The organism is Clostridioides sp. ES-S-0123-01, from assembly GCF_020658415.1.
Classification (GTDB): Bacteria; Bacillota; Clostridia; order Peptostreptococcales; family Peptostreptococcaceae; genus Clostridioides.
Map to the genome: position 1 here is coordinate 1 of NZ_JACVWD010000014.1, position 9,441 is coordinate 9,441.

Annotated in this window: 9 protein-coding genes, 1 tRNA gene, 1 rRNA gene, 1 other RNA gene and 1 other annotated feature; of the genes, 1 reads left to right on the forward strand and 11 read right to left on the reverse strand. The window is 28.5% G+C overall.

Annotation, left to right across the window (positions count from 1 at the left end):
• The first annotated feature begins 510 nt into the window (after positions 1-510).
• Positions 511-1,716, forward strand: coding sequence for an MGDG synthase family glycosyltransferase (locus tag IC175_RS18950; RefSeq protein WP_227437604.1), 1,206 nt, complete (start codon positions 511-513; stop codon positions 1,714-1,716).
• A 64-nt stretch (positions 1,717-1,780) separates the two neighbouring features.
• Here the strand turns inward: IC175_RS18950 and IC175_RS18955 are convergent, their stop codons facing one another.
• The 11 genes from IC175_RS18955 to rrf all read right to left on the reverse strand — a co-directional run bounded on the left by IC175_RS18955 (position 1,781) and on the right by rrf (position 9,432).
• On the reverse strand, positions 1,781-2,002 hold the full coding sequence (locus IC175_RS18955) for a hypothetical protein (protein WP_227437601.1): 222 nt from the start codon (positions 2,000-2,002) through the stop codon (positions 1,781-1,783).
• Between the two features lie 141 nt (positions 2,003-2,143).
• Entirely contained in the window at positions 2,144-2,743 is a 600-nt protein-coding gene (gene recR, locus IC175_RS18960) for a recombination mediator RecR (protein ID WP_227437599.1), read from the reverse strand.
• Between the two features lie 12 nt (positions 2,744-2,755).
• Positions 2,756-3,106 carry a YbaB/EbfC family nucleoid-associated protein gene (locus tag IC175_RS18965; protein WP_227437598.1) on the reverse strand — a complete coding sequence of 117 codons (351 nt, stop codon included), beginning with the start codon at positions 3,104-3,106 and terminating at the stop codon, positions 2,756-2,758.
• Between the two features lie 58 nt (positions 3,107-3,164).
• Positions 3,165-4,802, reverse strand: coding sequence for a DNA polymerase III subunit gamma/tau (gene dnaX, locus IC175_RS18970; protein WP_227437596.1), 1,638 nt, complete (start codon positions 4,800-4,802; stop codon positions 3,165-3,167).
• A 76-nt stretch (positions 4,803-4,878) separates the two neighbouring features.
• An RNA gene (gene ffs / locus IC175_RS18975) (signal recognition particle sRNA large type) lies at positions 4,879-5,143 on the reverse strand.
• A gap of 41 nt (positions 5,144-5,184) precedes the next feature.
• Positions 5,185-5,276, reverse strand: a tRNA-Ser gene (locus IC175_RS18980).
• Positions 5,277-5,732, reverse strand: coding sequence for a nucleoside deaminase (locus tag IC175_RS18985; protein WP_227437594.1), 456 nt, complete (start codon positions 5,730-5,732; stop codon positions 5,277-5,279). It lies immediately after the preceding tRNA gene.
• A gap of 319 nt (positions 5,733-6,051) precedes the next feature.
• The gene (gene serS, locus IC175_RS18990) at positions 6,052-7,323 is read right to left on the reverse strand and encodes a serine--tRNA ligase (protein WP_227483911.1); all 1,272 of its coding nucleotides are present in this window, start codon (positions 7,321-7,323) and stop codon (positions 6,052-6,054) included.
• Positions 7,324-7,449: 126 nt separating this feature from the next.
• Positions 7,450-7,655: a binding site (T-box leader), on the reverse strand.
• A 126-nt stretch (positions 7,656-7,781) separates the two neighbouring features.
• Positions 7,782-8,663: a mechanosensitive ion channel family protein gene (locus IC175_RS18995; RefSeq protein ID WP_227437590.1), complete on the reverse strand. Its 882-nt coding sequence runs from the start codon at positions 8,661-8,663 to the stop codon at positions 7,782-7,784.
• Between the two features lie 11 nt (positions 8,664-8,674).
• A complete protein-coding gene (locus IC175_RS19000; RefSeq protein WP_227825475.1) occupies positions 8,675-9,184 on the reverse strand; it encodes a transcription repressor NadR in 510 nt (169 codons plus the stop codon).
• A gap of 131 nt (positions 9,185-9,315) precedes the next feature.
• A 5S ribosomal RNA gene (rrf, locus tag IC175_RS19005) occupies positions 9,316-9,432 on the reverse strand.
• Between the last annotated feature and the right edge of the window lie 9 nt (positions 9,433-9,441).

Here is a 9,441-nt window from a genome sequence, read left to right on the forward strand (position 1 = left end):
ATCAAACTCTCAAATAAAAGTTTATCAGGCTCAGATACTATTGTTATCTAAATATCTGGCTTTATGGTTTGTTTCTTGTTTTTATAAATTAACCTACTGTTTAATTTTCAAAGTTCATTTTTCATGTCTGCCCTTTTCTTAAGGACAAGTAATACTATATCAGCTTTATTTGTCTAAGTCAATATAATTTTTTATTTTTTTTTAGATTTTTAATTTTTCTATGTTTTATCAGCTTAACTCTCAGAAATTAATAATAAACAAAAGTCTCTATTTCATAGGACTAATATATATTTTATGCCCAATTTTCCTTTTTATTCTATATTTAAATTTTTTATTTGTAGCAATACACATTTTTTTAAAATTAATTTACATTTCTTTCACTTGTAATTTTTGTAATCTTGTATTAGATTATTATTAAAAAATGATTTATCAATAATTTGATTGAGAACGACATTTTTACACATCAAAATATTATATAAATACTATGCTACATTTTAGGAGGATTTTATTATGAGCAAGAAAGTATTAATCATGTCTGCTTCTACAGGTGGTGGACATAATAGAGCGGCTCTAGCTATTAAAGAAGAACTTACATCCAAAACAATTGATGGAGAGCCAGTTGAGTGCGAAATAATAGACAGTTTGAAATTAGTCAATAACATAATGGATAAAATAATTTCAAGAGGATATGAAAAATCCGCCATATATACACCCAAAGCATATGGAAGTGTATATAGATTATCTGAAACAAACCTTTTATCGAAAAATGAATTTAAAGATAATCTAATCATTACATTTATGGCAAAAAAATTTAAAAAACTCATTAAAAACACTAAGCCAGATTTAATTATAGGTACACATCCTTTTCCAATGATTGCTCTAAGTACATTGAAAAAAAATTTTAACTTACATAATAATGAAATAAATGCTTCTACTGATCATTTTTATAAGCATCATACAAGTACTATTAATGTTCCTCCACTTATTTCTGTACTAACTGATTATACTACTCATTCCACATGGATACAAAATGAGATTGACTACTATATTGTTGGTCATGAGTATGTAAAGGAATTATTAGTATTTGATGGAGTCGAGCCTAGCAAAATTAGAACATTTGGAATCCCTGTTGAAAAATCATTCCATTCTCATAGAGATAAAAAAATTGTTCTTTCTGAACTAAATTTATCTCCTGATAAATTAACTGTTTTACTTATGGGTGGCAGTTTTGGAGCTGGGAATATAAAAGAAACTCTTGATGAGTTATTAGATACAGATAGAGATTTTCAGATACTCGTAATAACTGGTAGAAATGAAAGTTTAAAAGAGAAAATTGAAAAAAAACTTGTATCTCGTTATCATGACAAAAATGTATGTGTACTTGGATACACTAATAAAATGAATGATATTTTAGCTTCTATCGATGTTTTAGTCAGTAAGCCTGGTGGACTTACTACAACTGAAGCACTATTAAAAGATGTACCCATGATAGTTCCATATTATATCCCTGGACAAGAAGAAGAAAATCTTGATTTCTTATCCAATTGTGGTGCAGCACTTAGAACTACAAAGAAATATAATTTATCAATATTATTAAAAGTTTTAATAGATGACTCTAGTAGGCTAGAAATGTTAAAGAAAAATATAAAATCTATAAGAAAGTCAAATTCAGCCCAAAACATAGCTAATTTAGTATTAAGTATAATTTCTGATTAATAAAATAAATAAAATCCCTATAGTATACCTATTAGGGATTTTTTATCTTCTAATTATTTAATTGCTAGATTGGTTCATAAAAATCTTCTTCATAATCATACTGATAGTTTTTATAGTTATTTCTGAATTCAGTATTTTTATTTTTTGGAGTTTTCTTAGTTTTTTTCTTGTTAGAAAAACTGATCTCCTCAAAATCATCATATTTAGGCTTGTCTTTTGATTTCATTTTTTTAATTCTTTTTTCTTTCATTGCATTATGTTCTTCTAAGTTCATAATTGGTTTCATGTTGCACCCCTATCAAAATTTTTAAATGATTTATACAACAAATTATACAATACAGAAGAGATTTATTCAATAAATCTAAATCAAAATTAATCTGAATTTAACTCCAAAAAATTACAAAAATCGAGGTAGTAACCTCGATTTTTATATTTCTCTTCTGCCTTCCAATGCTTTCGATATTGTAACTTCATCTGCATATTCTAAATCGCCTCCAACAGGAAGACCATGAGCTATCCTAGTAACTTTTATTCCCATTGGCTTTACTAATCTTGCAATATACATAGCTGTAGCTTCTCCTTCAATAGTAGGATTTGTAGCCATTATTATTTCTCTTACATCTTGATTACCAAGCCTTTGTATAAGCTCTTTTATTTTTAGCATATCTGGTCCAATACCATCCATTGGAGAAATAACCCCATTTAATACATGATATTGCCCTTTAAACTCTCTTATTCTCTCCATAGCTGCAACATCTCTCGGATCTTCTACCACACATATAGTACTAGAATCCCTATTCTTATTTGAGCACATACTACATGGGTCTGTATCTGTTATATTGCAACAAATTGAACAATACTTTATCTCTCTTTTTGCGTCTATAATTGCCTTAGATAAAGCCTCCACATCATTAGTATTCATATTAATAATATGAAAAGCCAACCTTTGAGCAGTCTTTCTTCCAACTCCTGGAAGCTTTGAAAATTCTTCTATTAGTCTCGTTATCGGACCTGTATAAACTTGCATAAATATCACCTACTAGAATAACCCTGGTATATTCATACCTCCAGTTACCTTACTCATTTGATTTGCTTGTATATCATCAATATTTCTCAATGCTTGATTTACTGCACTTAAAACTAAATCCTGTAACATTTCTATATCGTCTGGATCAACAACTTCTGGTTTAATAGTTATATCTAAAACTTCTTTTTTACCATTAACTTTTACAGTAACTGCTCCTCCACCAACTGAAGCTTCTACTTCTTTATTTTCTAACTCTTGTTGAGCTTTTTGCATGTTTTCTTGCATCTTTTGAGCCTGTTTTAATAAATTATTCATATTTCCACCACCAGGCATCATTCCGCCTCCAAAACCTTTTTTAGCCATAAACACTATTCCTCCTAAACTTATTTTCATTTTATTATTATATCATAATAGTATTTTATTATTTACTTTCATTTTCATCAATACTATCTTTTATTTCTAGTATATCTTCGTTTACTATGTTCTTTAGTATCTCTTCACCAATGTCTTTTTTTTCTTTAACTTCAAGATTTATATCTTTGACTTCTGATGACAATACTATTTTTACACTAAAGCTTCTATTTAAAACTTCTCTTATAGTCTTCTCTAGATAATTTATTGTATCTGGGGAGCTTAATCTAGTTTTTGCAAAATCAAATTTATCATCAAATATTACATATAACATGTTAGAATATACATTAAAACTTTTTACCTCACTTAAAAGAGCGTATATTGGCATTTTTTTATCTTTTTTAATTTGTTTAAGTATATTTTTCCATGATGATTCTATAAGTAGAACATCTTCATTTTTTACCTCTTCATAAACTATACTTTCTTTTTTTGAATCTATTTCTCTATTATCCTCATATTCCTTTTCTTTACCACTATCATTATTTGTAATTTTAAAGCTACCCATTTCAATCATTTTTTCCAAATTCTCAACCCTTTTAATAAGAGCTTCTTTACTTTCATCAAACATTGGCTGAGCAATCTTCATTATAGTTATTTCTACTAAGACTCTTGGATTTGAAGATGATTTTATATCATCTTGAGTTGTTGACAGTATATTTAAAATTCTTATTAAATCATTCATATCTATGTCCTCAGATTGAGATTTAAGTTGCTCTATAGTTTCTTCTGGTAATGAGATTATTTCATCTAATTCTGATGATACTTTGCAAACCATTAAATTTCTAAAATGATCTATTAAATCATTTATAAGGTTTCTTATATCTTTACCCCATAAAACAAATTCATTTAATATTTCAAGAGATTTTTTAGTATCTTGTGCTACAATACATTGAGACAACTCAAATAATTGTTCTATATTCACGCTTCCCATCAACTCAACAACATCTTTATAGTCTACTGTATTTTCTCCAAATGATATACACTGATCTAATATGCTAAGAGCATCTCTAAGTGCTCCTTGAGAGTTTCTAGATATCAGATTAAGAGCTTTTTCATCTATGTCAATTCCTTCATCTTCACAAATTTTTTTCATCCTAAGAGTCATATCTTTAACAGTAACTCTTTTAAAATCGTATCTTTGGCAACGTGATAAAATAGTTGCAGGTATCTTATGAGGTTCCGTAGTAGCTAATATAAAGATTACATATGAGGGAGGTTCTTCTAATGTCTTTAACAATGCATTAAAAGCTCCTTGAGACAACATATGAACCTCATCTATTATATATACTTTATATTTAGCATTAGCTGGAGAATATTTTACACTTTCTCTAAGCTCTCTTATATCATCTACACTATTATTTGATGCTGCATCTATTTCTACAACATCCATTGTATTATCTTTTAATATTGATTCACATATTTCACACTCATTGCAAGGTTCTTCATTCAATTTATTTAAACAATTTACTGCTCTTGAAAAAATTTTTGCAGTAGATGTCTTTCCAGTACCTCTTGTACCACAAAACAAATAGGCATGTCCTATATTATCATTGTATATTTGATTTTTTAAAGTCTTAATAATATGTTCTTGACCAACAACATCATCAAATCTTTGTGGCCTATATGCTCTATATAATGCTTTATGCATCTTTTTACCTCTCTTTAGTAAAATTAATAAAAAAATCCCTCATTATCTAAGGGATTAGTCTTTTATATATTAAATGCTGTACACCATCTATCGACTTAATTCCATAGGCGTTACCAAAACAGTTAGCTCAACTTAGGCACCCCCGCGGCACACAAAAGTGATCACTTACCGCTGCTTCCTTCCGGATCTGACGGGGTTCATGAGCTTTCATTGCGCAGGACCTAAGCATCAACACCACTTATTCAGGGCGGCCCTACAAAAAATAAGCCTTTAGATGGAATTCAATCCTGCTATAGCGGATTGCAGGTTACAGGGCACCGCTACCTCCCCATCTAGTACAGCAAAATTACAACCATATTTAATTACTTTTATTTATTGTTTCTGGCGGAGAGAGTGGGATTTGAACCCACGATACAGTTTTACCCATATACTCGCTTTCCAGGCGAGCGCCTTCGACCACTCGACCACCTCTCCTTAATCTCTTTTTCTTAATGCCTTAAAAAATTCTTGCAATATGATCGAGCATTCTTCTTGCAAAACATCAAAAGCCACTTTTACATTATTATTATCAAAATAATCTAATTTAAACTCATGCTGTTTCTCTATATATGAATTTTTTATATGTCTTGTCCCTATTATAAGCTTTTTTATTCTAGAATTAACTATTGCACCACTACACATTATACAAGGCTCTAGTGTAACATACAAATCACAATCTGTCAATCTCCATCCACCTAATTTTTCTGATGCTTGCTTTATCGCTAAAATTTCTGCATGAGCTGTAGAATCTTTCAATGTTTCTGTAAGGTTATGAGCCCTTGCTATTATCTGATTATCTTTAACTATAACAGCACCTATTGGTGTTTCTCTCTTATTATATGCTTTATATGCTTCTTTTAATGCTTCTTTCATATAAAATGAACTTTCCATAATTCCTCCCAAAACTTATAACAAACTTATCTTATCATAATTCATTTTATAATTCAACTTAATTTTATTTTGTTTATTTAATATATTGCTATACATAGCTACATTTAATTTAAATTAACCTAAAAAAATTTTTTCAACGTCTAATTAAATGTTGATTTATGAAAATATTTAGCTTTTTATGATGAATATTCTATTATATATATTAACATAAAAAAGTTATGAAATTATTAAATCTCATAACTTTTTCTAATTTACTATTTACTTACAGTATATTTTTAATCTTAAAATATATTATCACTTATATAATATTAATACATAATTATTTTATAACATCAACACCCATATAAGGTCTTAATTCTTCTGGAACCACTACAGAGCCATCTGCTTGTTGATAATTTTCTAATATAGCAGCTAAACATCTTCCTATAGCCAATCCAGAACCATTTAATGTATGAACATATTCTGCTTTTGATTTTTTATCCCTTTTAAATCTTATTCCCGCTCTTCTTGCTTGGAAATCTTCAAAGTTTGAACAAGAAGATATTTCTACATATCTATTATAACTTGGCATCCAAACTTCTAAATCATATTTAAAAGCAGCTGTAAATCCTAAGTCTCCTGTACATATTCTTACAACTCTATATGGAAGACCTAACATTTGTAACATAGTTTCAGCATCATGAGTTAATGATTCTAATTCCTTATAAGAATCCTCTGGTTTAACAAATTTAACTAATTCAACTTTATTGAATTGATGCTGTCTAACTAAACCTCTTGTGTCTCTTCCTGCTGAACCAGCTTCAGATCTAAAGCAAGGAGTATATGCACAATATTTTATTGGAAGTTCTGCAACATCTAATATCTCATTAGCATGTATATTTGTCACAGGTACTTCAGCTGTTGGTATTAAGAAATACTCTAGCCCTTCTATTTTAAACATATCTTCCTCAAATTTAGGAAGTTGGCCAGTGCCTATAAAACTATTTCTATTAGCCATAAATGGAGGTAAAACTTCTGTATATCCATGTTTAGCTGTATGAGTATTTAAGAAGAAATTCATTAAAGATCTTTCTAATCTAGCACCTAATCCTCTATATAAAGTAAATCTTGAACCAGTTATTTTTCCAGCTGTTTCAAAGTCTAATATCCCTAAACCAGTTCCTATATCCCAGTGAGCTTTATGTTCAAAATCAAATTTTGTAGGTTCTCCCCAAGTTCTTACTTGAACATTATCTTCATCTGTTTCACCTTGTGGCACATCTGGATGAGGTACATTTGGAATTCTCATCAATGCATATTCCATTTTTCCTTCAACTTCTTTTACTTTCTCATCAATACCTTTTATCTTGTCTGATAATTCTTTTAATCTTGCTTTTTCCTCTTCTACATCTTTTCCTTCTTTTATTAATTGTGGTATCTTTTTAGAGTTTACATTTAATTCATTTTTCATAACTTCAACTTCTTGAAGTATCTCTCTTCTTTTATTATCTAATTCCACTACAGCATCAAGGTCGAATTCTTTTTCGCCTCTTATTTCCATAGCTTTTTTAATATCATCTAAATTTTCTCTTATTCTTTTAATATCTAACATATTAATTCCTCCTAATAATTTTTATAATATAAATTAATAATTCCAATTTAAATTAAAACATTTTTAACTGCAAATTCTTAGTTTAAACAAATTTTGAAAATAAAAAAAGACCTCCGTTTACCCTATAAAAGGGACGAAAATCTTTTATCCGCGTTGCCACCCTAATTGATTATACCCATATGTACAATCCTCTCAGACCTGTAACGTAGGTAAACGTCTAGCTTTAACTAGAAGCTCTAGAGTAGATTCAAAAACCATTGTAATGAGTTCTCACCATCCACTCATTCTCTGAATACAACCTGTTTTTTACTATTTTCTTTCAATGCTTTTAACTAATTGTTTTATTTGATAATCATTATATTATATATATTAACATCTTTCAATACTATTATTCAATTTTTTTTAGAATTTTCTTTAATTTGTTATCTTGAATTTGATTTTTTTGTTTAATTGAAATATTATCTTTTATCTAAAGAATTTAAATTACTTGTGTTATTAAACAATAATGAAGCAGGAATAAATGGAACTTCTATTTTATTTTCATCAAATTTCTTTTTAACTTTTTCCATTATATCAAAGTATACATCCCAGTAATCATCAGTTTTAACCCAAGGCCTAGCAACTATTTGCATAGTATTATTACCTATAGAGTTTAACCCTATGATTGGCTTTGGATCATCTAGTATCCTTTTTTCATTTGTAAAAATTTCATTTAATATAGATTTAACCATATCTATATCACTGTCATAAGAAATATTATACGAAAAATCTATTCTTCTTTTATTTTGATGTGTGTAATTAATTATATTATTACTTGTCAATTGAAAATTTGGTATTATTATAGTTTTATTATCTGGAGTTTTAAGAACAGTGCTAAATATTTGTATATCAGAAACTGTACCTTCCACACCTGACCCTTGAATATAATCACCTATATTGAATGGCTTAAAAAACAAAATAATCATGCCTGAACCTAGGTTTGATAATATTTCTTTAAATGCTAATCCTATACTAAATCCAGCTGCTCCTAAGACCGCTACAACTGATGTAGTTTGTATTCCTATAATACCTAAACTTATCAGTGATATGATGGATAGCATTGATATATATATACCATATACAATAAAATTATTTACACCTTTACTCATTCCATATTTAATTAGAAATTTAGAAACCATCTTTCTTACTATCTTAGCTATATAAATACCTATTATAAATATTGTTATTGCATATATAATATTTGGTATATTATCACTGAAATTATTAAGCATATTTTCTAAAGTTCTCTTCGTTATATTACTATTTGTTGAAGTAGTCTTAGCCAATGACAAAAAATTCATTTAACTCCTCCTTATGATAATATTCCACTGTCATCTAGTTTTTTTATTATATCTTCAATAGTTTTTTCTTTGAGTGCTTCAATTGTATGAATATGACTACATTCTGTTAAAACTGATAATTGTTTAAACTCATTTGTTTCAACTTTTATCATAAAATCATCTATATCCATTTTAGAATAAATATTAAGTTCCGCAGTTATTTGACCATATGTCGGATGATTTACAATAACATCTTTTACAATTCCACCCAAATCTACAATAATTCTTAGTTCTTCATAAATTTCTTGGGGATTTCTATGATTTTTACACTTTATTTGTCTGGAAAAATATGGTTGATTATATATTATATATCCTTGAGGTGTCGCTATTATTTCAAAACCTTTAGCTCTTATAAGCGCTATATCTTGTACTATTACTTGTCTGCTTACATTTAATAGCTCTGCTAGCACTCCACCTTTTACAGGATGCTTGGATTCCTTTAAAATATCTATTAATTTGTTTCTTCTTTCATTAGAATTCATATCATACCTTCTTTCTAAATCAAAACTTTTTGTCTATATTATATAATTCTATATTTTATCTTAGTATAAATCAATACAGAGTTTATATTCTGTTTAATTTTAGATTTTATAGCAAACAATAAAAAAAGACTACGTGGCTACGTCCTACTCTCCCAGGCAGTTTCCCACCAAGTACCATCAGCGCTAGAGAGCTTAACTTCTGTGTTCGGAATGGGAACAGGTGTATCCTCTCTGCTATTGTAACCACATAATCTTTA